The following is a 22,283-nucleotide window of genomic DNA, read 5'->3' as shown; positions in this document are numbered from 1 at the left end:
TCGGGCGCGGGCCTGCGGATCTTCGGTACGTCAGGCCGCGAGCCAGCGGTGCAGGGTGGCCGCGCCGTCCCGGATCTTGGTCAGCTCGACGTGCTCGTCCTTGTGGTGCGCCAGGTTGGGGTCGCCGGGGCCGAAGTTGAGCGCCGGAATGCCCATGGCCGCGAACCGGGCCACGTCGGTCCAGCCCAGCTTGCCGATCGGGGCGGCGCCGACCGCGGCCAGGAACTCCTGCGCGGCCGGGTTGTCCAGCCCCGGGGCCGCGCCGGCCGCCGCGTCGGTGACCGTCAGCTCGAAGCCGTCGAAGACCTCGCGCAGGTGGGCCTCGGCCTGCGCCGGGTCCCGGTCCGGGGCGTACCGGTAGTTGATCTCGATGTCGCAGCGGTCCGGGATGACGTTGCCGGCCACCCCGCCGTGGATCCCGGTGGCGTTGAGCCCCTCGCGGTAGTCGCAGCCCTCGATGGTCACCCGACGCGCCTCGTACGCGCCCAGCCGGCGCAACACCTCACCGGCGCCGTGGATGGCGTTCACCCCGTGCCAGGAGCGGGCGGCGTGGGCCCGCTCGCCGTGCGTGGTGACGACGGCCCGCATCGTGCCCTGGCAGCCCGCCTCGACGATCCCGTACGTGGGCTCCAGCAGCACCGCGAAGTCGGCCGTCAGCCACTCGGGGTGGCTCTGCGACACCAGCGTGAGGCCGTTGTAACGGGACTCGATCTCCTCGGCCTCGTAGAAGAAGTAGGTGACGTCGTAGCGCGGGTCGGGCAGCGTCACGGCCAGGTGCAGCGCGAAGGCCACCCCGGACTTCATGTCGGAGGTGCCGCAGCCGTACATCAGGTCGCCGCGCATGCTCGACGGGAAGTTGCCGTTGAGCGGCACGGTGTCCAGGTGGCCGGCGAGCACCACCCGCTGCGGGCGGCCCAGGTCGGTACGGGCCATCAGCGTGTTCGAGTGCCGTTGGGTGCTCAGGTGGGGTACGCCGCGCAGCACCTCCTCGACGCAGTCGGTGATCGCCTTCTCGTTGAGGGAGACCGACTCGATGTCGACCAGGGCACGGGTCAGTGCCACCGGATCGGCCAGGACCTCGGGGGTCAACGGGTTCTGCATGTCTCGCACGGTACCGTCATCCTCGGTGGGTGCGAGGGACACGTTCCGCGCCCGCGGCCGCGAGCAGCGGCGGACGCCGCCGCCGGAACGAGAGGTGACACCGTGACGTCCGCACCATCCGCCTGGGGCATCGGCCTGGCCACCGTCACCGCCGACGACCAGGTGCTCGACACCTGGTACCCGACCGGCAAGCTGGGCCTCGGCGAGCTGCCCCTGGTGCCCGGGGAGGACCAGGCCGACGTGCTCGACCTGCCGCCGGGCGCGGTCGGCGAGCGGGCGCTGCCCGGCCTGCGTACCGTCGAGGTGACCACGGTGATCGGCTCGCTCGACGACCCGATCAAGGACGCTGCCGACGCGTACCTCCGGTTGCACCTGCTCTCCCACCGCCTGGTGCGGCCCAACGAGCTGAACCTCGACGGCGTCTTCGGCAAGCTGGCCAACGTGGCCTGGACCTCGGCCGGGCCGTGCCCGCCGGAGCGGGTGGACGAGCTGCGGGTGATCGAGCGGGCCGCCGGCCGCCACCTGGTCGTGCACGGGGTGGACAAGTTCCCCCGGATGACCGACTACGTGGTGCCGGGCGGGGTGCGGATCGCCGACGCGGACCGGGTCCGGCTCGGCGCGCACCTGGCCGCCGGCACCACGGTCATGCACGAGGGCTTCGTCAACTTCAACGCCGGCACGCTGGGCACCTCGATGGTCGAGGGGCGGATCGTGCAGGGTGTGGTGGTCGGTGACGGCTCCGACATCGGCGGCGGCGCCTCGCTCATGGGCACGCTGTCCGGCGGCGGCAAGGACCGGGTCCGGATCGGCGAGCGGAGCCTGGTCGGCGCGAACGCGGGCGTCGGCATCTCGCTCGGCGACGACTGCGTGGTGGAGGCCGGCTGCTACATCACCGCGGCCTCCAAGATCACCCTCCCGGACGGCCGGGTGGTCAAGGCCCGCGAGCTGTCCGGCGTGGACGGGCTGCTGTTCTGGCGCAACTCGGTGACCGGCGCGCTGGAGGCCCGACCGCGCACCGGCCGGGGCATCGAGCTGAACGCCGCCCTGCACGCCAACTGACGTTCGCCGCGAGCTGACGTTCGCCGCGAGGAGTGAGCCGGGTCTGCGAGCCCCGCAGTCGCGAACAGAGTCGGCACTGAGCCACCCCGTCCGGGTCCATGGCGCGACCGCCACGGACCCGGACGGCCGGCTCACCGCAGGCGGTACGCCTGGATGATCCGCTGGGTGACCGTGTTGCCGGCGTCGTCGCGGGCCGTGGCCCGCAGCGACGCGTAGCCGGGACCGGCCGGGTGCACGACCGTCGCCGTCCACCCGGTGCCCTGCTTCTTCAGCGGCGCCTTCCGCCACGTCTTCCCGCCGTCGTAGGAGACGTCGACGGTGAGCGCCGCGACCGTGCCGGCCGGTGCGCCGGGCTGACGCTGCACCGCCACCGGGACGGCGAACGTGCGGCCGGCCGGCGCGGTGCCGTCCGCCGTGAGCGACGGGGTGAACCGGACCGCCATCGCCGGCAACCGGGCCGGCTGCTCGCCCGGCACCCGCTTCGAGCGGAACGTCCAGCTCGCCGAGACCTCGGTGCCGAGGTCGGTGAAGGAACGCTTCGCGACGGTGTCCAGCCGGTAGTTCGCGAGCCCCGGGGGCACCTCGAACTCGCCGTACCCGGGTGCGGCGACCTCGCCGACCAGCTTGCCGTTGCGGTAGAGCGCGGTGCGTTCGGTGTCGTTGAGCGAACCGCCTCCGTGCCCGGCCGCGTCGCTGTGCAGCGGCAGGGAGACCACCACGGTGTCACCGGTGCGGGTGATGCCCTGTTCGGGCCAGCGCGGCGGGGGGAAGGACGGCCCGTACGGCGCCGCGTTCCACGTCTCGGCGTAGCTGTGACCGGCCCGGTAGCGGGTCGGCCCGGACTCCAGCACCGCCTGCGTGTTCAGCCAGCCCTCCTCGTCGCGCTTGCCGAAGTCCAGCTCGAAGTTCCAGCGGGTCCGGGCCGTGCTCAGGTGCTCGATCCGCCGGCCGGGCACCTGGACCGGCACGACGACCGCCGAGCCGCCCATGTTGTAGTCGGGCTCCGGGTACACGATCCGCTCGTTCTCCAGCCCCGCGTAGCCGTTCGCGAAGCGGCTGGTGACGTGCGCCAGGTCGGCCGGCTGGTAGTGCCGGACGAAGCCGGTCGGGAACCGGCCCGGGAACACGTCACTCAGCCCGTAGAAGTACGGGCTGCGCTCCGGCGCGGTCGCTTCGGTCCACTGGCTGGCCAGCGAGCCGACGAAGACCTGGTCCGAGACGCTGCGACCGAGCTGGGCCGAGTAGAGGCCGTCGAAGCGGTCGGTCCAGAGCCCGAAGCTGGCGTAGTAGTCACCGAAGTTCCAGGCTGCGGTGAAGTCGATCAACAGCGGGGCCGCGCCGCGCTGCGGCACGGTGGTGCGGACCGGCTTCGCCCGCCGGGCGTCCAGGGTGAGCCGCTGGTTCCCGGTCACCACCAGCTCCGGCTGGGTGAGCATGGAGATCTCCGACCAGCCCTCGTCGCCGTCCACGAAGAGCAGGCTCTGCACGCCGTACCGGCCCTTGGGCACCCGGATCGTGGCCTCGCCGTCGGCGTCGAACACGTCCCGGGCCGCGCCGTCGTCGAGCCCGATCAGGGTGGTGTAGAAGTCACCGGTGAGCGCGCCGGCCCGGTTGCGGTGGGTGAGCGTCAGGTCGTAGCTCTCCACCTCCCGGTTGACCGCCAGCGGGGTGACCGCGACGGTGTCGCCGGACCGGGCGGTCAGCCGGCCGGTCCAGTACCCGTCGGCGCCGCCGAGCCGGGTGTCCACCACGACGGTGACCTGGGCGGTGCCGCCGGCCGGGACGGTGAGCCGGGAGGCGCTGAGGGTGAGCATCCCGGCCGGCGCGGACCGCCCGCCCGGGCCGGTGAACCCGGCGCTCAGCTCCAGCGTGAGCGGGGTCGTGCCGCCGTTGCGGTAGGTGACGGTCCGGCTGATCGGCTTGTCGTCGGCGTGCGGCCAGACCGCGACGCCGAACGAGACCGAGGACGGTTCGCTTGTCACCTGCTCGGTGATCGCGTGCGCCACGTCGACCCGGCCAGCGCCCTGCTGGAAGGCGGTCTGCTCGGGGTGCGGCCGGGCCGAGGCCATCAGCGTGGCCTTGTAGCGGCCGGCGTTCCAGCCCGGGTGCTGCTGGGCGATCAGCGCCACCGCGCCGACCACGTGCGGGGTCGCCATCGAGGTGCCGGAGAGGGAGACGTACCGGTCCCCCACCGGGTCGCCGATCTGGCCGTGCGCGGCGCGGGCGGCCACGATGTCCACGCCGGGCGCGGTGATGTCCGGCTTGATCGCCCCGTCGCCGACCCGAGGCCCGCGGCTGGAGAAGTCGGCCAGGTCGTCGTTGCGGTCGACGGCGCCGACCGACAGCGCGGCGTCGGCGGTGGACGGCGAGCCGACCGAGCCGTCGGCGCCGTCGTTTCCGGCGGCGACCACGAAGAGCGAGCCGGTCTGCGCGGTGAGCGACTCGACCGCCTGCTCCAGCGGGTCGACCTCCGGGGTGTCGAAGCCACCCAGGCTCATGTTGATCACGGTGGCGTGCTGCTCGGCCGCGGCCCACTGCATGCCGGCCAGGATCGCCGACTCGGTGCAGCCGTACTGCTCGCAGACCTTTCCGGACAGCAGCGTGGCGTCCGGGGCGACGCCCCGGTACTTCCCGCCGGAGGCGGCGCCGCTGCCGGCGATGATCGAGGCGACGTGGGTGCCGTGCCCGACGATGTCGTCCGGGTCCGCCTCCTCGCTGAAGTTGCGCGACTCGGCGACCTTGCCGGCCAGGTCCGGGTGGGTGAGGTCGACGCCGGTGTCGAGCACCGCGACCTTCACGCCCTTGCCGGTGTATCCGGCGGCCCACGCGGCCGGCGCACCGATCTGCGGCACGCTGTGGTCCAGCGTCAGCCGCCGCCGCCCGTCGAGCCAGATCCGGTCGACACCCCCCGCCGCGTCGAGCCGGGCGCCGGAGCGGTCCGCGGCGACCGCCCGCCAGAGCGAGCCGGTGTCGGCCTTGGTCGCGGTGAGCGCCGCGCCGCCGATCGCCGGCAGGTCGCGGATCACCCGGGTGCCGGCGAGCGGGGCCGCCGCCCGCCGGGCCACCCCCGGCCGGTACGACACCAGCAGCGGCACGGTGTCGCGGTGCGCGTCGTCGTAGCCGGCCGCGATCAGGCCGGTGACGTCGAACAGTCGCCGGTCGAGCCGGCCGGAACGGATCAGCGCCAACGCGTCCTGGGGGATCACGCTGAGGCCGGTGTGCTCGCGGCGGACCACGAACTGGAGCTTGGCGCGACCGGCGCCGGGGCGGACCGCGGCGCGACCGCCGGCGGCGACGGTGACCCGGTCACCGGTGATCAGGGTGACGGTGGCCGGCCGGGTCGACGACCCGGCCGGGGCCGGCGTACCGGTCGGGGCCGCCGACGTGGTGGCGTGGGCGGGCACGGGCAGGCCGAGCGCCAGGCCCAGGGTGAGGCCGAGCGCGGCCAGTCTTCTGCGGTTCTGGGGCAACCTTTTCTCCTCGGTGAGCGTTTCATCGACAGGAAGCACATCGATGCGGGTTATCAGAATTGCATACCGCGTATGCAATCGGAAGTCGCTTATCCGACCGAACCGGTTCCCCTCGGGTGGCCGAACCGGGGATGATCCACCGATGAGCGCCATGAGGGACCGAATGCTGGCCGGCGAGCTGTACCTCGCCGACGACCCCGCGATCGTCGCCGACCTGGACCGCGCCGCCCGACTCACCGAACGCTTCAACCGCAGCGACGCCGACGACCCGCAGGGCCGCCTCGCCGCGCTGCGCGAACTGCTCGGCACGCTCGGCGAGGACGCCTGGATCCGCCCCCCGTTCCACTGCGACTACGGCTTCCAGACCCACCTCGGGCCGCGCACCTTCGTCAACTTCAACGCGGTCTTCCTCGACGTCGCCCGGATCACCATCGGCGCCGACGTCCAGATGGGACCGAACGTGCAGCTCCTCACCGCCACCCACCCGGTGGAGCCGGAGGCGCGCCGGGCCAAGTGGGAGGCGGCGAAGCCGATCACCATCGGCGACAACGTCTGGCTCGGCGGCGGCGTGATCGTGCTCGCCGGCGTGACCATCGGCGAGAACACGGTGGTCGGCGCCGGCGCGGTGGTGACGCGGGACCTGCCGGCGAACGTGGTGGCGGTGGGTAACCCGGCCCGGCCGATCAAACCGGTGGCCTGAGCCCTGAGCTGCCGAAACAACCCCTCGGGGGGATGCGGATTCCAGAATGAGCGAGCACTCTGGGTAGTGAGATGCTCACTCTGGGGAGGCCCCGATGGAGCGCGTGCTGGAACTACGGGTGCACGGGGTGTCCAACACCCCACCGGATCAGTTGCTGGGCCTCGGCCCCGGGCCGGGCGATGACGGCCCCCAACCGGAGCTGGTCGCCGGCGGACAGGTGACCGGTTTCTACCGTTCGTCCCGGGCCGCGCGGGACGACCCGATCAGCGTCGAGGCGTACAGCTGGGGGAAGTTGACCTCCGGCGCACGGACCCGGCGGGACATCGAACGCGCGCTCTGGACGCTGCTGCTGCCCTTCGCGCTGGCGAACGTCGCGCTGCACGCCCGGGCCGGCATTCCGGCGGACCCGGACCGGGAGCGTTGGGCCAGCCGCTCCGGCATCACCGCCTGGCTCATCCGGCTGTTCTGCCTCAGCCTGACCTGCACCCTGGTCATCGCCGTGACCGGGATCGGCGTCGACCTCATCGGCTGGCAGTGCGTGGGCCGGGAGTGCCTGGGCCAGCTCCCCGGCCCGTGGGAGTTCCTCGGCAACGCCTGGTGGCGCCGGGACACCCGGGCGCTGGCCCTCGGGCTGCTGCTGCCGCTGCTCGTGCTGGGCGCGATCGGGCTGGTCGCCTGGCGCACCTACCAGTACGAGGCGGAGATGCCGGCCGACCCCCGCGCCCGCCCGGACCGGGCCGAACCGCCGGAACCGCTGGAGAACCCGTTGCAGGACCCGACGTTCTGGAACGGGGAGGGGCAACTGCGCCGCGCCGCGGTGCTGCACCTGTGCACCGGGGCGGTGACCGCCGCCGCCGTGCCGGTCGCCGCGGTGCTGCTGATGGACCCGCCGCGCGGACTGCGGGCCGCGGTCGCCTGGCCGACCGTGGTGCTGTTCGTCGCCGTGGTGACGATCGCCGTGGTCGCGGTCGGTCGCCCCTGGCTGACCCGTCGCCAGGGCGCCACCCCACTCGGCCGGTGGAGCATCGCGGTGGCGGTGCTCACCGCGCTCGGGCTGCTCGGCACGTTCGTCCTTCTGCTGCTCCCGGACGGCCCGGCCGGCCGTCCACTGGCGACGTACCGGCCACCTGTCGGCTGCCCGGCGGTCCCGGACCTCGCCGGCTGCCGCGCCGCCCGCCCGTTGCCCGGCTACGAGACCGCGCTCGCCTGGCTCGTCACCTACCAGGTGCTGCTGCTGGTGGCCATCGGCGCGGCGAACCGCTCCGGCCGGCGGGCCCTGGCCGGGCCGGCCGCCGCCGGCGTGCTGCTGCCGCTCGCGGTGGCCTGGATCGAACGCGGCCTGCCCGGCCTGCCGGCCGCGCCGGTCGGGCTGCACACCTGGATGCTCGTCGGCCCGGCCATCGCGCTGGCCGTCGCCGGGCTGGTCATGCCGCGCCTGCGGCCCGCCGTGCCGGCCCAGCCGCTCGGCGCGTACACCGGGCTCGCCTGGCACGGCTGCGCGCCGGCCGTCATCGCCGGGTTCGGCTGGATGATGGCGGTCGCGTACTGCGCCGGACTGCTCTACTGGGTCAGTGAGCGGCTCGACGGTCCGGTCGACCCCGCCGGCCCCGGGCGCGTGGTGCCGCCACTCGCCGTCTTCTGGGCCGGGCTGGCCTGCGTCATCGGGCTGGCCCTCCTGCTCGGGCTGCTGGTCCGCGCCGCGTACCTGCTGCACCGGCTGCGCCGCGCCGAGTACGCGCGACTGACCTCCGCCGACGGCCTCTCCGCGCACGACCTGCGCCGCTGCCGCGACGTCAGCACCTACCGGGCGCTGCACCGCCTGGTGGGCGAGCACGCGGTCCGGCTGATCGGCTGGTTCGCGGCCGGGGCCGCGATCCTGATCATCCTGTGCTGCACCGCCGCGCTCTCCGGCCACCGGCCCAGCCCGCTCTCCCCCGCCGGGTGGCAGACCGCGATCCACTGGGCCGCCGAACTCGGCGACGCGGTGCTCGGCTGGCTGCCGGTGGTGACGAGCGCGCTCGGGCTGATGGTCTACCGCACCGACTCGGTCCGCCGCTCGGTCGGCGTGGTCTGGGACGTGTGCACGTTCTGGCCGCGGGCCGCACACCCGCTCGCCCCGCCCAGCTACGCCGAACGCGCCGTACCGGAACTCCAGACCCGGGTCGCCGGGCTGCTGGCGCTGCCGCCCCACCACCCGGACCGGATGGACGGCGTGATCCTCTCCGGGCACAGCCAGGGCACCGTCATCTGCGCCGCGGTGCTGCTGCACCTGCCCCGCCGGTGGCGGCGGCGGACCTGGTTCTTCTCCTACGGCTGCCAGCTCACCCGGCTCTACGGCCGGGTCTTCCCGTCCTACTTCGGGCCGGAGCGGCTGCGCACGCTGGCCCGGGCGGTCACCTGGCCCGGCGGCCACGTCGCCTGGACGAACTTCTGGCGGGACACCGACCCGCTCGGCTGGCAGGTCAGCGCCGGGCAGCGGGACGTGGCGGTGGCCGACCCGGAGGCGCTGCACCCGACCGGCGGCGAGGTGGCCGACCCGCCGATCCGCAGCCACAGCGGCTACCCGGAGGCGGTCGAGTTCGCCCGCGAACGAGCCGTGGTGGCCCGCCTGCTGCGCCGGAGCGTGCCGTCACCCCGGCCCGGCGTCGGCTGACACCACGGCCCGCCGTCGTCACCCGACCGGCGTCACGCCGGCGGCGGCTCGGCCAGCCGGACCACCAGGTCGGCGTGCCCGGCCGTGCCGGCGACCAGCCGGGCGTTCTCCTCGTCGCTGCCGAGCGCCCAGGCGCGGGCCTGCTCCGCGGACCTCCCGTACGCCTGGTGCCGGGCGGTGAGGCGGCGCAGCCGCAGCTCGGCGTCCAGGTCGAGGAACCAGGCCTGGTGCAGCAGCGACCGCACCTCCTCCCACGGGTCGTCCCGCAGCAGCAGGTAGTTGCCCTCGGTGACCACCAGCCGCACCTCGGGCGGTACCTCGATCGCCCCGGCGACCGGCTCCTCCAGGTCGCGGCGGAACTCCGGCGCCCACACCGAGGTCGGCTCCAGCCGCCGCAACCGGCGCAGCGTGGCGACGAAGCCGTTGACGTCGAAGGTGTCCGGCGCGCCCTTGCGTGCCGCCCGGCCCAGCCGGTTCAACGCCGCCCCGGCCAGGTGGAAGCCGTCCATCGGCACCAGCCGGGCGGTCGGGCCCACCTCGGCGACGATCCGCTCCGCCAGCGTGGACTTGCCCGCGCCGGGCGCGCCGGCGATGCCGAGCAGTTGCCGCGGGCCGTCCCCGGCGAGCGCCCGCGCCCGGGCGACCAGCTCGGCCAGCGGGAACACCTGGGCCGGCGGCATCAGCCGAGCACCGGGTCGCTGATGGTGAACCGCGCCTCGACCGCCGCGTGCACCGGCTGCGGCGCGGGATCCAGCTCCAGCTCCGGCGCGGACTCGCCGGACCGGGCGTACGCCGCCTTGGCCAGCATCGGCGGGGACGCGGTCAGGCCGGTGTCGGCCAGCTCCCGCAGTGCGGTGACGCGGGCGCCGAGGGCCTCCGCGTACTCCCGGGCCCGGGCCAGCGCGTCCGCGATCGCGGCGTGCCGCACCTCCCGGTACGCCGGACTGTCCGGCCGCAGCGACCACACCGGACCGGCCACCTCGACCTGCTCGTGGTCGGCCAGGCGGAGCATCAGCTCGCCGAGCGCGCTGAAGTCGGTGACGGTGACCGTGGTGCTCACGCTGCCCTGGTAGGCCACCACCCGGTCGCCCGAGCGCCTGGTCACCGGCCAGACGTTGACCTGACCGGTCTCCCGCCGCGCCACCGTCGGCCCGGCGGCGTCGAGCAGCGCCCGCACCGCGGCGGCCCGCTCGGCCAGCCGGGTCAGCGTGGTCTCCCGGTCGCGGTCCCGCACCGCCGCCGTCACCGTGAACCGGGCCAGCTCGGGAGCGACCTCCCGGTACGCCTCGCCGCGTACCGCCACGACCGGTGCGTCCGCCATGCCGCTCAGCCTAACCGCGGGGTGGCCGGCAGGTGCGCGGTGTACCCGACCGCGCCGGCCGTCACCAGGCACCCGGTCAGATGGCCGCCCGCCGCGCCCAACTCCCGCAGGTAGGCCAGCTCGCCGGCGTGGTCCGCATCGGCCGGGAACTCCCGGCGGTGCGTGCCGAACTCCCGGCCGCGCAGCGCGGCGCGCGCCGCCCGCCCCTCGGCCAGCCGGCCGGCCAGCGCCTCGGCGTCCCCGGCCCGCAGCGCGGCGGTCAGCTCGGTCAGGAAGTCACCGACGCCGGTCAGCTCGGCGAGCACCCGGTCCCGGTTGCCGAGCAGCATGTTCGCGGTCCGCTCGGGCGGCCCCCCGGCGACCCGGGTGCCGTCGGAGAAGCTGCCGGCGGCCAGCGCCAGCACCGCGTCCCGCAGCGCCGAGCGCTGCACCGTGCCGGCCAGCGCGCCGGCGAGCACGTGCGGCACGTGTGACGCGAGCGCGGCGGCGGCGTCGTGCTCCGGCGCGGACATCGGCACCACCCGGGCGTGGAAGACGTCGACGAGCAGCTCGGCCAGCCGCCGGAACGCGGTCAGCCCGGTCGGCCCCGGGCAGAGCACCCAGGCCGCGCCGTCGAGCAGTTCCGGGCCGGCCGCGCCGAGCCCGGCCCGATCCGCGCCGGCCATCGGGTGACCCGGCACGAACCGGTGCCCGAGCCCCTGCGCGGTCGCGGCGGTGGCCACCTCCGCCTTGACGCTGCCCACGTCCGTGAGCACGCACCGGTCGTCGGTGGCGGCGGCCACCCGGGCCAGCGTGGTGGGCAGCGTGGGCAGCGGGCCGCAGACGAACACCACGTCCCGGCCGGCCACCGCCTCCTCGACGGTGTCGGCGACCGCGACGCCCCGCTCGCGTAGCCGCCCCCGGACGGCCGGATCCGGATCCCAGCCGGCGACGCCGAGGCCGGTGTCGCGGAGCCGGAGCAGGATCGAGCCGCCGATCAGCCCGGTGCCGACCACCGCCGCGCGTGCCAGCCCGCCCGCCTCGCCCACCATCGGTGCACCTCGGGTCCGCGTCGTCGGCGGAGCCCGGGTGGCCCCGCGGGAAGTCCCGCCGAGGATATCGCCCGGCACGCCAGCGGGGCGCACGGTGTCAAGCGGGGGCCCCGCCTCTACCGGAACCGTTAAGCGGGGGCCCCGCCTTTCAGGCGGGCGGTTACGGCGTTGATGTTCGCGTCGGACTCCGTCAGGGCCACGCGGACGTGTTGGGCGCCGGCCGGGCCGTAGAAGACGCCGGCGGCCACCAGGATGCCCCGCCGGGCCAACCAGTCGACCGTGTCCCAGCAGTCCTCGTCGCGGGTCAGCCAGAGGTAGAGCCCGGCCTCGGAGTGCTCGACCGTGAAGCCGGCGCCGGTGAACGCGGCCCGCAGCTTCTCCCGCCGCACCCGGTAGCGCTCCCGCTGGGCGTCGGCGTGCGCCTGGTCACCGAGTGCGGCCACCATGGCGGCCTGCACCGGTGCGGGCACGATCATCCCGGCGTGCTTACGCACCTTGAGCAGCTCGGCCACCAGCGCCGGGTCACCGGCCACGAACCCGGCCCGGTAGCCGGCCAGGTTGGAGCGCTTGGAGAGCGAGTGCACCGCCAGCACGCCCGTGTAGTCCCCGCCGCACACCTGCGGGGACAGCACCGAGACGGGCTCGGCGTCCCAACCCAGCGGCAGGTAGCACTCGTCGCTGGCGACCACCGCGCCGCGCTCCCGGGCCCACTCGACCACCTTGCGCAGGTGGGCGGCGGGCAGCACCCGCCCGGTCGGGTTGCCCGGCGAGTTCACCCAGACCAGGCGGACCCGGGGGTCCGGGCCGAGCGCGGTCAACGAGTCGCTGCGCACCGTCGTGGCGCCCGCCAGCCGGGCCCCGTCCTCGTACGTCGGGTACGCGACGGTCGGCACCACGACCACGTCACCGGGGCCGAGCCCGAGCAGCGTCGGCAGCCAGGCCACCAGCTCCTTGGAGCCGATGGTCGGCAGCACACCCAACCCGTCGACGCCCGCGCCGCAGGCCCGGGCCACCCAGGCCGCGATCGCGTCCCGCAGGGCGGGCGTGCCCGCGGTCAGTGGGTAGCCGGGTGCGTCCGACGCGTCGGCCAGCGCCTGCCGGATCAGCGGTGGCACCGGGTCGACAGGCGTACCCATGGAGAGGTTGATGAGACCGTCCGGGTGCGCCGCGGCCGTGGCGGCCGCGGCGTCCAGCGTGTCCCAGGTGAACTCGGGCAGCCGTGCCGAAACCGGCGCGGACCGGCTCAGTGGTCCTCGCCGCGCGGTGGCTGCGCGGCGACGAAGGTGGCGTCCTTCTCCACCTTGCCGACCTTGGAGGCGCCCCCGGGCGAACCCAGATCCTCGAAGAACTCGTAGTTCGCGCCGGTGTAGTCCTTCCACTGCTCCGGCACGTCGTCCTCGTAGAAGATCGCTTCCACCGGGCAGACCGGCTCGCAGGCCCCACAGTCGACGCACTCGTCGGGGTGGATGTAGAGCATCCGGTTGCCCTCGTAGATGCAGTCGACCGGGCACTCCTCGATGCATGCCTTGTCGAGCACATCCACGCACGGCTCGGCGATGATGTAGGTCACCGGTCTTCTCCTCCGCAAGACTCGTCGCGATCATCCGCAACGGTAAGAGCCTAGTATCTCGCCGGGGAGGAGGTCGATCGTGCTCCGACAGCAGGATGTGGGACACCGGATCGTGGTCCGCCGAATCGTGGGGATCCGGGAGGGCCGGCCGCTGTTCTCCGACGCGCTCGGCGATCTGGTCGAGCTGAGTGAGACGCACATTACGCTGGTCACGGACGGTGGGCCGCTCCGCGTGCCGGTCGGTGAGGTGCACCGGGCGAAGCGGGTGCCACCGGCTCGCCGGCCGACCGCCGTCGCCGTGGTCGACCTGGAAAGCGCAAGCGATGAGGCGTGGCCGGCCCCGATTCGCGGCCGGCTCGGCGACTGGCGGCTGCGTTCCGCGGCCGGTTGGACCGGCCGGGCGAACAGCGCGCTCCCGATCGGCGACCCCGACCGGCCCCTGCCGGCGGCGCTGGACGCGGTGCAGCGCTGGTACGCCGACCTCGGCCAGCCGGCCCTGGTGAACACGCCGCTGCCGCTGGCCGCCCCGGTCGGCGCGGAACTCGACGCGCGCGGCTGGACGGCCCGCCCGCCGGTGCTGGTCCAGACCGTGCCGCTCACCACCCTGACCGCCCCGCCGGCCGCCACCGACCTGCCGCCGGTGGCGCTGGCCGTCGCGCCCACCGACGACTGGCTGGCGATCGCCGCCGACCGCAAGGGCGGGCTCCCGGAGGCCGCGCGGCACGTGCTCACCGCCGTGGACCGGATCCGCTTCGCCGAGCTGAGGGTCGACGGCCGACTGCTCGCGGTGGGGCGCGGCACCGTCACCGGCGGGGGACGATGGCTCGGCGTGAGCCTGCTCGAAGTGCTGCCGGAGGCCCGCCGGCGCGGGTACGCCGCCGCGGTCGTCCGCGCACTGGCCGGCTGGGCCTCGGCCGAGGGGGCCACCCGGGCGTTCCTCCAGGTCGAGCAGCGCAACGTCGGCGCGGTGGCGCTCTACCACCGGCTCGGCTTCACCACCCACCACACCTACCTGACCCGGGTGGCGCCCTGACGTCAGCGGCGGACGATCCGGCGGGGCCGGGACGCCTTCAGCTCGGCGTACCGCTTGAGCTGGCGGGAGCGGAAGTCACGGCCCAGCGCGGTGAGCGTCAGGTAGCCGACCAGCACCCCGGCCGCTGCGGCCGCGAGGTAGAGCCAGATCTGGGCGAAGAACAGGCCGGCGCCCCCGCCGAACGGGTTCTCGCCGACCAGCAGCGGGCCGACGAAGACGGTCAGCGCCAGCGCCGCCACCACCGCGACGGCCAGGTCACCGGCCCAGTGCCCGACCGGCCGGCCGGCACCCCAGCGGAACGACACGCCGGCCAGGATCAGACCGATCGCCAGGAACATCACCAGCGAGACCCGGCTGGCGGCGGTGTCGTCGTCCGGGAAGGCGAACCTGAGGACCAGCCGGGCCACCACGTTGACCGCGAACAACGCGGCCGTCAGTACCCCGACCGCACGCCACCGCTGACCCATCGCACGCCTCCCGCACGTACCGCCCGCCCCGGCGGCGAGCCTCTGGCAGGAATGTCTACCACCGCCGCCGGTGCGGCGTCAGCACCTCAGCGGTCCACCGGTGGCGGCGTCACCACGTGCCGGAAGCCGAGCACCGCGAAGGTGACCGCCCCGGAGACGATCAGCGCCAGGCCGAGCACGTTGTCGCCGGCGAGCGCCAGATCCCCCTCGGTGGTCCGGAACCCGCCCACGACGATCACCAGGAACCACGGCAGCGCGGCCAGCGCCACCCCCCACCGGCTGCCCGTCGACAGGTGCGCGAACCAGCCCAGCAGCACCGTCGACGCCGCCACCGCGGCGATCCCGGCGACCGCCAGGCCGATGCCGACGAGCGCCTGCGCGCCCCCGGACCGGCCCTGCACCGCCGCCCAGGCCCAGGTGGCGAAGATCAGATCGAGCAGCGCGAACAGCGCGCCGGCCCAGACCGACACCACGCCGCCGGCCACCCGCAGCGCGCGGTCCAGCGCCCGCTCCACCGCGCTGGGCGGTGCGGGCGGCTGCTGCTCAGGAAGGACCGACACGGGCGCGGCGGGCGACGTCACCGGACGCCGGCCGCGACCGGGGCACGGTCCGACCCGTCCAGCGCCAGCCCGGCGAAGAGGTCGTCCTCCCAGCCGTACCGGCCGCCGCCGGGCCCCTTCTCGCCGACCGCGAGCGTGAAGTACTCCACCCCCATGAACTCGGCGCCGAAGTTGCCGGCGATCGCGTAGAGCCAGGAGTCGGCCGGGATCTGCGTGGCGTGGGCGCGCATCGCCGCCTCCTTGGCGGCGTGCTGCTCGGTGGCGTCCACCCGCGCCGCGATCTGCGCGTCCGGCGTGCCGAACGGCAGCTCGTCGGCGCTGGAGATGCCGGCGAAGGGATTGTCCGACGACTCGGTGAACGTCTCCAGGCCGGCGTCGAGCACGCTGCGCGGCATGGCCGTCCAGTAGACCTTCGCCGGGGCGGTCCCCTCGGCCGCCGCCAGCTCCACCGCCCGCATCGTCACCCGGTGCGCCTGGATGTGGTCGGGATGGCCGTAGAAGCCGTTCGGGTCGTACGTGACCACGACCTGGGGGCGGACCTCGCGGATCACCTCCAACAGGTGCCCGGCGGCGGCGTCCAGGTCGGCCCCCCAGAACGCCCGCGGGTGCTCGTTGGTGGCCATCCCCATCATCCCGGAGTCGCGGTAGCGGCCCGCGCCGCCGAGGAACCGGTGGTCGGTGACGCCGAGCGCGGCACAGGCCGCGGTCAGCTCGCCGATGCGGTAGCCGCCGAGCTGGTCGGCCTCGGCCGCGGCGAGCCCGGCCAGCGCCGGCACGTGGATCTCGCCCTCCTCACCCAGCGTGCAGGTCACCAGCGTGACGTGGGCGCCGGCGGCGGCGTAGTGCGCCATCGTCGCGCCGGTGCCGATCGACTCGTCGTCGGGATGCGCGTGGACCAGCAGCAGGCGTCGGTCGGGCAGCGTCGTCACGCCCGTCACTCTAACCGGCGGTCCTGCCCGTCCGACGGTCATGCGTCCGCCCAGGTCGGCCACATCACGCCCGGTGCCCGCCTACGATCTGCAGGCGTGGACTTTCCCGAGCTGGCCGCCCGTACCCGTCGGTTCAGCCTGGGGGCGCCGCGCGCCGTGACCGTCGCCGGTGACGGCTCCCGGGTGCTCTTCCTGCGTTCCGCGGGCCCGGAGGACCCGGCCGACGCGCTCTGGCTGCTCGACGCCGACACCGGCGAGGAACGCCTGGTCGCCGACCCGGCGGTGCTGCTCGGCACGGACGCGGAACCGGCCCGACCGGCCCCCGGCGAGCGGGCGCTGCGCGAGCGGCTGCGGCTCAGCGCCGGCGGCATCGGCGGGTACGCGCTGGACGCGACCGGCCGGGTGGCCGCGTTCGCGCTGGCCGGGCGGCTGTTCCGGGCCGACCTGCGGCATGGCGACGTGGTCGAGGTGGCCACCGTCGGGCCGGTGATCGATCCGCGTCCGGACCCGACCGGTGAGCGGCTGGCCTACGTCACCGACGCCGCCGACGGCGTCCGCCGGGGTCAGCTCCGGGTGGTCGAGCCGGACGGCACGGACAACCTGCTCGCCGGCGAGGACAGCGGCGTGACCTGGGGGCTGGCCGAGCACATCGCGGCCGAGGAGTTCCACCGGTACCGGGGTTACTGGTGGGCCCCGGACGGGCGCGCGGTGCTGGCCGCCCGGGTCGACGAGTCCCGCCTGCCCCGGTGGTACCTGCACGACCCGGCCGAGCCGGCGACCCCGCCGACGTCGCTGGCGTACCCGGTGGCGGGTGGCCCGAACGCGGAGGTCAGCCTGCACCTGCTCGACCTCGACGGCGGCTGGGTCGACGTGCACTGGGACCGGGAGACCTACCCCTACCTGAGCGCGGTGGAGTGGGCGGACGGCGGGCCGCTGATCACGGTGCTGCGCCGCTCGCAGCAGCACGGGCTGGTGCTCGCGGTGGACCCGCGGACCGGGGAGACGCAGGTGCACGCCGAGCTGGCCGACCCGCGCTGGGTGGAACCGGTCCCGGGCACCCCGGCACACCTGCCCGACGGGCGGGTGCTGGTCGGCGGCGAGCTGGCCCACGACGGGTACGACGCCCGCTGCCTGTTCGCCGACGGCACGCTGCTGACCCCGCCCTCGCTGTACGTGCGGCGGGTGGTCGGGCGGCTGCCGGCCGGCCCCGACACGGCGGCCGACCTGCTGGTCGAGGCGAGTGAGGGCGAACCGAGCCAACGCCACCTCTACCGGGTGCGGACCACCATCGGCGGTGGGATGGACGCCCGCCGGATGGGCAGCGACCCGGGCTGGCACACCGCCGCCATCGGCGGGGCCACGCTGGCGGTGGGGACCGCCTCGCTGGAGTACGCGGGGGTCCGCTGGCGGGTGTGGCACGGCGACCGCGAGGTGGGTGAGCTGCGCTCGCTGGCCGCCACCTGCTCGTACGCGCCGCGCCCGACGCTGGTGCGGGTGACCGACCGGCGGCTGCCCAGCGCGGTGCTGTACCCGGCCGAGCACGTCAAGGGCACCCGGCTGCCGGTGCTGGTGGACGTCTACGGCGGGCCGGGCCACCAGGAGGTGGTCGCGGCGCGCGGCGCCTGGCTGGAGCGGCAGTGGTGGGCCGAGCAGGGCTTCGCGGTGGTGACCGTGGACAACCGGGGTACGCCCGGCATCGCGCCGTCGTTCGAGAAGGCGATCCACCGCCGGGTGGCGGACGTGATCCTGACCGACCAGGTGGACGCGCTGACCGCGCTCGCCGGCAAACACCCCGACCTGGACCTGGACCGGGTGGCGGTGCGGGGCTGGTCGTTCGGCGGCTGGCTCGCCGGCCTGGCGGTGCTGCGCCATCCGGAGCTGTTCAAGTGCGCGATCGTGGGCGCGCCGGTCACCGACTGGGCGCTGTACGACACCGCGTACAGCGAGCGGTACCTGGGCATGCCGGAGGACGGCATGGACGTCTACGCGCATCACTCGCTGGTGGAGCTGGCCGCCGAGCCGCTCGGCGCCCCGGCCGACGCCCGACCCATGCTGCTGGTGCACGGCCTGGTCGACGACAACGTGCTGGCCGCGCACACGCTGCGGCTCTCCGCCGCGCTGCTGGCCACCGGCCGCCCCCACGCGGTGCTGCCGCTCACCGGCGCGACTCACCTGGCCGCCGGCGGCGCATCCGAGCGCCTGCTCCGCCTGGAGCTGGACTTCCTCCGCCGCTACCTGGTGTAAGGAGGGGCCCCCTGTTAACGCCTCAAGTAGAGAAGGGGCCCCCTCTCACACTCACGTGTTAAGAGGGGGCCCCTCCTTACTCAGGGCCGAGGGCTACTGCTTGACGTACGCGTTGACGAAGTTCGGGTAGCCGAAGACGGAGGAGATGAAGACACCGCCGGCCTTCGAGCCGTGCACGTTGTACGCCACGTCGACGAAGAGCGGCACCACCGGCGCGAACTCCTTCATGATCCGCTCGTCGAGCTTGCCCCACTCCGGGCCCTGCTCGGCCGGGGGCATGGCCTGGATCCGGTCCATCTCGGCGTTGATCGCGTCGTCGTTGAAGTACGACTGGTTGCTGTTGCCCTCGGCCTTGATGGTGCGGCCGTCGTAGAGCACCGGCAGGATCGACGCGCCGCTGGGCCAGTCCGCGGCCCAGTTGCCGATGTAGAGGTCCCAGGGGTTGTTCTTCTTCTTGACCTCGTCCAGCTTCGAGTCGTCCGGGATGTTCCGCACAGTGATCTTGAAGCCGGCGCGCTCCAGGTTTCCCTTGAGCTGGACCGCGATCTGCTGCTCGTTGGTGTTGTCGGCGACGCCGAGGACCAGCTCGGGCGTCTGGCCGCCGAGCAACTCCTTCGCCTTCTCCGGGTTGCCGTTGGCACCCGCCGGGTAGGCGTCGTACGCCTTGTAGCCGATGGTCGACGACGGCATCAGCGTGGTCATCGGCTGGGCGATGGTCTGGCCGCCGAGTGCCTTGACCAGGCCCTCACGGTCGATCGCGTAGTTGAGCGCCTGGCGGACCTTCAGGTCCTTGACCCGCTGCGTGTTGATCACGAGCTGGTTGGCGCTCGGGGTCGGGGAGAGCAGCGTCCGGGACTTCAGCGCCGGGTCACCGGCCACCTTCGCGACCAGCGAGGGCGGCACCGAGTTGAAGGCCAGCGCGCTCTGGTCGGCGCCGTTGTCGGCGATCACCCGGTTGTTCGCGGCGTCCTGGGTCGGGCCGAAGGTCCACACGAACTGGTCCGGGTACTGGTGGCGGACCGGGTCGGTCTTCGCGTCCCAGTTCGGGTTGCGGTCCAGCGTGAGCTGGACACCCACCTGGTTCTTGGCGATCTTGTACGGGCCGGACGAGAACGGCTTCTGGTCCAGGTTGACGCCGGTGTCCTTGTCCGGCCTGAGCGGCGCGGTGGTCGGCAGCGAGACCGCGAACGGCAGGTCGCAGCGGGGCTTGGCGAACTCGAAGCGCAGCGTCTTGTCGTCCGGCGTGGTCAGGCCCGGCGGCAGCGACGTCTTGTTCTTCTTGAAGTCCCACTTGGTGTCGAACTGCGGGGTGTCGGCCAGCCACTCCTGGAGGTAGGTCGGGCCGCCGGTGAGGTCCGGGTCGAACGAGCGGGCGATGCCGTACGCGATCTCCTTGGCGGTGATCGGGCTGCCGTCCTCGAACTTCACCCCGTCCTTGACGGTGAATTCCCAGACCTTGCAGTCGTTGTTGACGTTCTTGCCTGGGGTCTCGGCCAGGTCGCCGACCAGCACCAGGCCGCCCTTGCCGTCGTCCTTCCAGGTGGTCAGGTAGCGGGCGAAGAGCGGGTTGGCCATCAGGCCGGCGAACGAGTACGTCCGCTGCGGGTCCAGGTGGGAGATGGGGGTCTCCCGGATGATGGTGAACGTGCCACCCTTGGCCGCGCCGTCCACCTCCGCCGCGGGCCCCTGGGAGTCCTTCGGGTCGGTCGCGATGACGCCGGTCTGCTGCCGGTTGCCGTCCACCTTGGTGCCTTCGCCCGTGTTCTCCGAGCAGGCGCCCAGCCCCACCACCAGTGCGATGGCGCCGCCGACGGCGGCCGCTGCACGTGGTCGCATCTTCTACCTCCTCCACCCGTACGCCTGGCGCATCGCCCGACGTCCCGAGGATCGTAAAGAAAAAAAACTACGAGTTGTGTAACAGTTCTCGATAAATTTCGTCGGCCCGGAGGCTCAGCCCGGAGGCTCAGCCCGGAGGCTCAGCCCGGAGACTCAGCCCAGCCGCACCCGGGGATCGATCACCGCGTAGAGCAGGTCCACCACCACGTTGGCCAGCACCACGAAGACCGCCGCGATCAGCACGGTCGCCATGATGGTCGGCAGGTCACCGGCGCGGACCGCGTCCACCGCCGTCCGGCCCATCCCGTTGAGCCCGAACGTCGTCTCGGTGATCACGGTGCCGCCCAACGCCCCGCCCACGTCCAGGCCGGCGATGGTCACCACCGGCGTGATCGCGGCGCGTAGCGCGTGCCGCCCGTAGACGGTCCGTTTGGCCAGGCCCTTGGCCCGCGCCGTGCGGACGAAGTCCTCGGACAGCGTCTCCAGCATCTGTGCCCGGGACAGTCGGGCGTAGATGGCGGAGAAGAGGAAGGCCAGCGCCAACCAGGCCAGCACCAGCCCACTGCTCCACCTGAGCGGATCGTCGAACAACGAGGTGTAGCTCGGCACCGGCAGCAGCCGCAGGTTGTAGACGAACACGATGAGCAGCACCGCGCCGACGAAGTAGAGCTGCAACGAGGCGCCGGTCAGCGAGAAGCCGATCGCCGCCCGGTCCAGCCAACTACCCCGGCGCAGCGCCGAGAGCATGCCGAGGCCGACGCCGAGCAGCAGCCACAGGACCGCCGCCGGGATGACGATGCTCAGCGTCACCGGCAGCACCCGGGCGATGGTGTCCGAGACCGCCTCGTTGGAGACGTACGACCAGCCGAGACAGGGCGCGTCGCACCGGCCGCCCTGGGCGCTGCCCAGGTCCCGCCCGGTGACGATGCCCTTCATGTAGCCGGCGTACTGGCTGATCAGCGGGTCGCGCAGGCCCAACTCCTGGCGGACCCGCTCCAGCCGCTCCGGGTTGCAGTTCTTCGGGCACATGCCGGTCACCGGGTCACGCGGCAGGGCGAAGAACATCAGGAAGCTGAGCACGCTGACCGCGAAGAGCGTGAGCGCGGCGGACAGCAGCCGGCGGATGAGGAAACGCGTCATGGCCGGCCTCCTACCGGGACGACTTCGGGTCGAGCGCGTCGCGCAGCGCGTCGCCGAAGAGGTTGAAGGCGAACACGAGCGCGAAGATCGTGATGCCGGGGAAGAAGACGTACGCCGGGTCGGTCTGGAGGTAGTCGAGGCTGCGGTAGATCATCCGCCCGAAGCTCGGCGTCGCGTCCGTCAGCCCGACGCCGATGAACGACAGCGCCGCCTCGCTGGTGATGTACTGCGGGACCGCCAGCGAGAAGGCCACCAGGATCGGTGCCCAGACGTTCGGCAGCAACTGGCGGAACAGCATGTGCCCCAACCCGGCGCCGCTGGCGCGCGCCGCCTCCACGAACTCCCGCTCGCGCAGCGCGATGATCTGACCCCGGACCAGCCGGGCCGTGCTGGTCCAGCCGAACAGCGCGAAGATCGCGATGAGCACCCCGATCTGGAAGTACGCCGGCACGGCCTCCCGCTGGCCGTAGAAGCGCAACGCCACGGTCGGCATCAGCGCCAGCGCGATGATCAGGAACGGCATGGCCAGCGTCAGGTCGGTGATCCAGTTGATCACCGAGTCGAGCCAGCCGCCCAGGTAGCCGGCCAGGGTGCCCAGGGTCACGCCGATCGCGGCGGTCAGCACGGCCGCGGCGAACGCGATGAACAGCGACGTGCGCAGTCCGTGCACCATCCGGATGAAGATGTCCCGGCCGAGACCGGGCTCCAGCCCGAACCAGTGCTCGCCGGTGACGCCGCCGGCATAGCCCAGCGGCATGCCGTAGCCGTCGAGGCGGCCCTGGAACTGCTCCTTCGGCCCCATCCCGTACAGCGCCTCGATCAGCGGCACGGCCAGCGCGACAAGCACGAAGAAGACGAGCAGACCGCCGCTGACCAGGGCGGTACGGTCGCGGCGCAGCCGTGCCAGGGCGAGCTGGCCCGGCGAGCGGCCGACGAACTCCTCGTCCCGCCGCTCGCCGCCGTCGGCGGGCGTCTCGATCTCGGCGAGGGCCACGCCCTCGACCGGGGACAGACTCATTCCGTCACCTCCTGCGCGTGTTCGGCGTCGGCGACGCCGACCGCCACCGGACCCGCCTCCGGGTGGTGGCAGGCGGTGAGTTGGGTGCCGCCGTCGCGGGTGGTCAGTGCGGGTGTCTCGGTGGCGCAGCGGTCGGTGGCTTTCCAGCAGC

Annotated in this window: 18 protein-coding genes; 5 read left to right on the top strand and 13 right to left on the bottom strand. The window is 73.8% G+C overall.

All coding sequences use genetic code 11. The annotated features are described in order from the left end of the window. Positions 1-30: 30 nt before the first annotated feature. Positions 31-1,101 carry a succinyl-diaminopimelate desuccinylase gene (gene dapE, locus ACZ6O5_RS24680; RefSeq protein ID WP_405091104.1) on the bottom strand — a complete coding sequence of 357 codons (1,071 nt, stop codon included), beginning with the start codon at positions 1,099-1,101 and terminating at the stop codon, positions 31-33. A gap of 102 nt (positions 1,102-1,203) precedes the next feature. Between dapE and dapD the strand changes: the two genes are divergently transcribed. Continuing rightward, on the top strand, positions 1,204-2,160 hold the full coding sequence (dapD, locus tag ACZ6O5_RS24675; RefSeq protein ID WP_465980156.1) for a 2,3,4,5-tetrahydropyridine-2,6-dicarboxylate N-succinyltransferase: 957 nt from the start codon (positions 1,204-1,206) through the stop codon (positions 2,158-2,160). A 131-nt stretch (positions 2,161-2,291) separates the two neighbouring features. On the opposite strand, the gene ACZ6O5_RS24670 is transcribed toward dapD, so the two are convergent. Further along, positions 2,292-5,630, bottom strand: a complete 3,339-nt coding sequence (locus tag ACZ6O5_RS24670) for a S8 family serine peptidase (protein ID WP_465980155.1) — start codon at positions 5,628-5,630, stop codon at positions 2,292-2,294. Between the two features lie 142 nt (positions 5,631-5,772). On the opposite strand from ACZ6O5_RS24670, the gene ACZ6O5_RS24665 reads away from it, so the two are divergent. Both ACZ6O5_RS24665 and ACZ6O5_RS24660 read left to right on the top strand, forming a co-directional pair. Beyond that, positions 5,773-6,330 (top strand): sugar O-acetyltransferase, encoded by a 558-nt coding sequence (locus tag ACZ6O5_RS24665; protein ID WP_465980154.1) that lies wholly within the window; start codon positions 5,773-5,775, stop codon positions 6,328-6,330. A 94-nt stretch (positions 6,331-6,424) separates the two neighbouring features. Further along, complete coding sequence (locus tag ACZ6O5_RS24660; protein ID WP_465980153.1) at positions 6,425-8,983, top strand: hypothetical protein; 2,559 nt, start codon at positions 6,425-6,427, stop codon at positions 8,981-8,983. A gap of 32 nt (positions 8,984-9,015) precedes the next feature. Here the strand turns inward: ACZ6O5_RS24660 and ACZ6O5_RS24655 are convergent, their stop codons facing one another. The 5 genes from ACZ6O5_RS24655 to fdxA form a co-directional block, all read right to left on the bottom strand. Continuing rightward, complete coding sequence (locus tag ACZ6O5_RS24655; protein WP_465980152.1) at positions 9,016-9,663, bottom strand: nucleoside/nucleotide kinase family protein; 648 nt, start codon at positions 9,661-9,663, stop codon at positions 9,016-9,018. After that, on the bottom strand, positions 9,663-10,304 hold the full coding sequence (locus ACZ6O5_RS24650; RefSeq protein WP_465980151.1) for an SIMPL domain-containing protein: 642 nt from the start codon (positions 10,302-10,304) through the stop codon (positions 9,663-9,665). Before ACZ6O5_RS24650 ends, ACZ6O5_RS24655 begins: the two co-directional genes overlap by 1 nt. A gap of 5 nt (positions 10,305-10,309) precedes the next feature. Then, the gene (locus ACZ6O5_RS24645; RefSeq protein ID WP_465980150.1) at positions 10,310-11,335 is read right to left on the bottom strand and encodes a prephenate dehydrogenase; all 1,026 of its coding nucleotides are present in this window, start codon (positions 11,333-11,335) and stop codon (positions 10,310-10,312) included. A 128-nt stretch (positions 11,336-11,463) separates the two neighbouring features. Then, on the bottom strand, positions 11,464-12,582 hold the full coding sequence (gene dapC / locus ACZ6O5_RS24640; protein ID WP_465980287.1) for a succinyldiaminopimelate transaminase: 1,119 nt from the start codon (positions 12,580-12,582) through the stop codon (positions 11,464-11,466). Then, a complete protein-coding gene (gene fdxA / locus ACZ6O5_RS24635; RefSeq protein ID WP_465980149.1) occupies positions 12,579-12,905 on the bottom strand; it encodes a ferredoxin in 327 nt (108 codons plus the stop codon). Before fdxA ends, dapC begins: the two co-directional genes overlap by 4 nt. A gap of 79 nt (positions 12,906-12,984) precedes the next feature. Between fdxA and ACZ6O5_RS24630 the strand changes: the two genes are divergently transcribed. Continuing rightward, positions 12,985-13,938 carry a GNAT family N-acetyltransferase gene (locus ACZ6O5_RS24630; protein ID WP_465980148.1) on the top strand — a complete coding sequence of 318 codons (954 nt, stop codon included), beginning with the start codon at positions 12,985-12,987 and terminating at the stop codon, positions 13,936-13,938. Positions 13,939-13,940: 2 nt separating this feature from the next. Here ACZ6O5_RS24630 and ACZ6O5_RS24625 read toward each other — a convergent pair whose 3' ends face one another. The 3 genes from ACZ6O5_RS24625 to mshB all read right to left on the bottom strand — a co-directional run bounded on the left by ACZ6O5_RS24625 (position 13,941) and on the right by mshB (position 15,903). Next, positions 13,941-14,405, bottom strand: a complete 465-nt coding sequence (locus ACZ6O5_RS24625) for a hypothetical protein (protein WP_465980147.1) — start codon at positions 14,403-14,405, stop codon at positions 13,941-13,943. Between the two features lie 86 nt (positions 14,406-14,491). After that, on the bottom strand, positions 14,492-14,965 hold the full coding sequence (locus ACZ6O5_RS24620; RefSeq protein ID WP_281937868.1) for a hypothetical protein: 474 nt from the start codon (positions 14,963-14,965) through the stop codon (positions 14,492-14,494). Positions 14,966-14,982: 17 nt separating this feature from the next. Next, the gene (gene mshB, locus ACZ6O5_RS24615; RefSeq protein ID WP_465980146.1) at positions 14,983-15,903 is read right to left on the bottom strand and encodes an N-acetyl-1-D-myo-inositol-2-amino-2-deoxy-alpha-D-glucopyranoside deacetylase; all 921 of its coding nucleotides are present in this window, start codon (positions 15,901-15,903) and stop codon (positions 14,983-14,985) included. Positions 15,904-15,990: 87 nt separating this feature from the next. Between mshB and ACZ6O5_RS24610 the strand changes: the two genes are divergently transcribed. After that, positions 15,991-18,138: a S9 family peptidase gene (locus ACZ6O5_RS24610; RefSeq protein ID WP_465980145.1), complete on the top strand. Its 2,148-nt coding sequence runs from the start codon at positions 15,991-15,993 to the stop codon at positions 18,136-18,138. A 93-nt stretch (positions 18,139-18,231) separates the two neighbouring features. Here the strand turns inward: ACZ6O5_RS24610 and ACZ6O5_RS24605 are convergent, their stop codons facing one another. The 3 genes from ACZ6O5_RS24605 to ACZ6O5_RS24595 all read right to left on the bottom strand — a co-directional run bounded on the left by ACZ6O5_RS24605 (position 18,232) and on the right by ACZ6O5_RS24595 (position 22,132). After that, the gene (locus tag ACZ6O5_RS24605) at positions 18,232-19,974 is read right to left on the bottom strand and encodes an ABC transporter substrate-binding protein (protein ID WP_465980144.1); all 1,743 of its coding nucleotides are present in this window, start codon (positions 19,972-19,974) and stop codon (positions 18,232-18,234) included. Between the two features lie 153 nt (positions 19,975-20,127). Then, a complete protein-coding gene (locus ACZ6O5_RS24600; RefSeq protein WP_281937876.1) occupies positions 20,128-21,114 on the bottom strand; it encodes an ABC transporter permease in 987 nt (328 codons plus the stop codon). Between the two features lie 10 nt (positions 21,115-21,124). Then, positions 21,125-22,132, bottom strand: coding sequence for an ABC transporter permease (locus tag ACZ6O5_RS24595; RefSeq protein WP_465980143.1), 1,008 nt, complete (start codon positions 22,130-22,132; stop codon positions 21,125-21,127). Positions 22,133-22,283 lie beyond the last annotated feature (151 nt).

It is taken from the genome of Micromonospora sp. NPDC049201 (assembly GCF_055586805.1).
Note: the sequence above shows the minus strand (reverse complement) of the source record. Positions and strands in the feature narration are given on the sequence as shown.

Bases quoted from the DNA above. Each gene is read 5' to 3' on its own strand.
- ACZ6O5_RS24595 (WP_465980143.1), bottom strand. From the start codon at position 22,132: ATGAGTCTGTCCCCGGTCGAGGGCGTGGCCCTCGCCGAGATCGAGACG.
- ACZ6O5_RS24625 (WP_465980147.1), bottom strand. From the start codon at position 14,405: ATGGGTCAGCGGTGGCGTGCGGTCGGGGTACTGACGGCCGCGTTGTTC.
- ACZ6O5_RS24660 (WP_465980153.1), top strand. From the start codon at position 6,425: ATGGAGCGCGTGCTGGAACTACGGGTGCACGGGGTGTCCAACACCCCA.
- ACZ6O5_RS24655 (WP_465980152.1), bottom strand. From the start codon at position 9,663: ATGCCGCCGGCCCAGGTGTTCCCGCTGGCCGAGCTGGTCGCCCGGGCG.
- dapE (WP_405091104.1), bottom strand. From the start codon at position 1,101: ATGCAGAACCCGTTGACCCCCGAGGTCCTGGCCGATCCGGTGGCACTG.
- ACZ6O5_RS24600 (WP_281937876.1), bottom strand. From the start codon at position 21,114: ATGACGCGTTTCCTCATCCGCCGGCTGCTGTCCGCCGCGCTCACGCTC.
- ACZ6O5_RS24650 (WP_465980151.1), bottom strand. From the start codon at position 10,304: ATGGCGGACGCACCGGTCGTGGCGGTACGCGGCGAGGCGTACCGGGAG.
- ACZ6O5_RS24605 (WP_465980144.1), bottom strand. From the start codon at position 19,974: ATGCGACCACGTGCAGCGGCCGCCGTCGGCGGCGCCATCGCACTGGTG.
- ACZ6O5_RS24645 (WP_465980150.1), bottom strand. From the start codon at position 11,335: ATGGTGGGCGAGGCGGGCGGGCTGGCACGCGCGGCGGTGGTCGGCACC.
- ACZ6O5_RS24665 (WP_465980154.1), top strand. From the start codon at position 5,773: ATGAGCGCCATGAGGGACCGAATGCTGGCCGGCGAGCTGTACCTCGCC.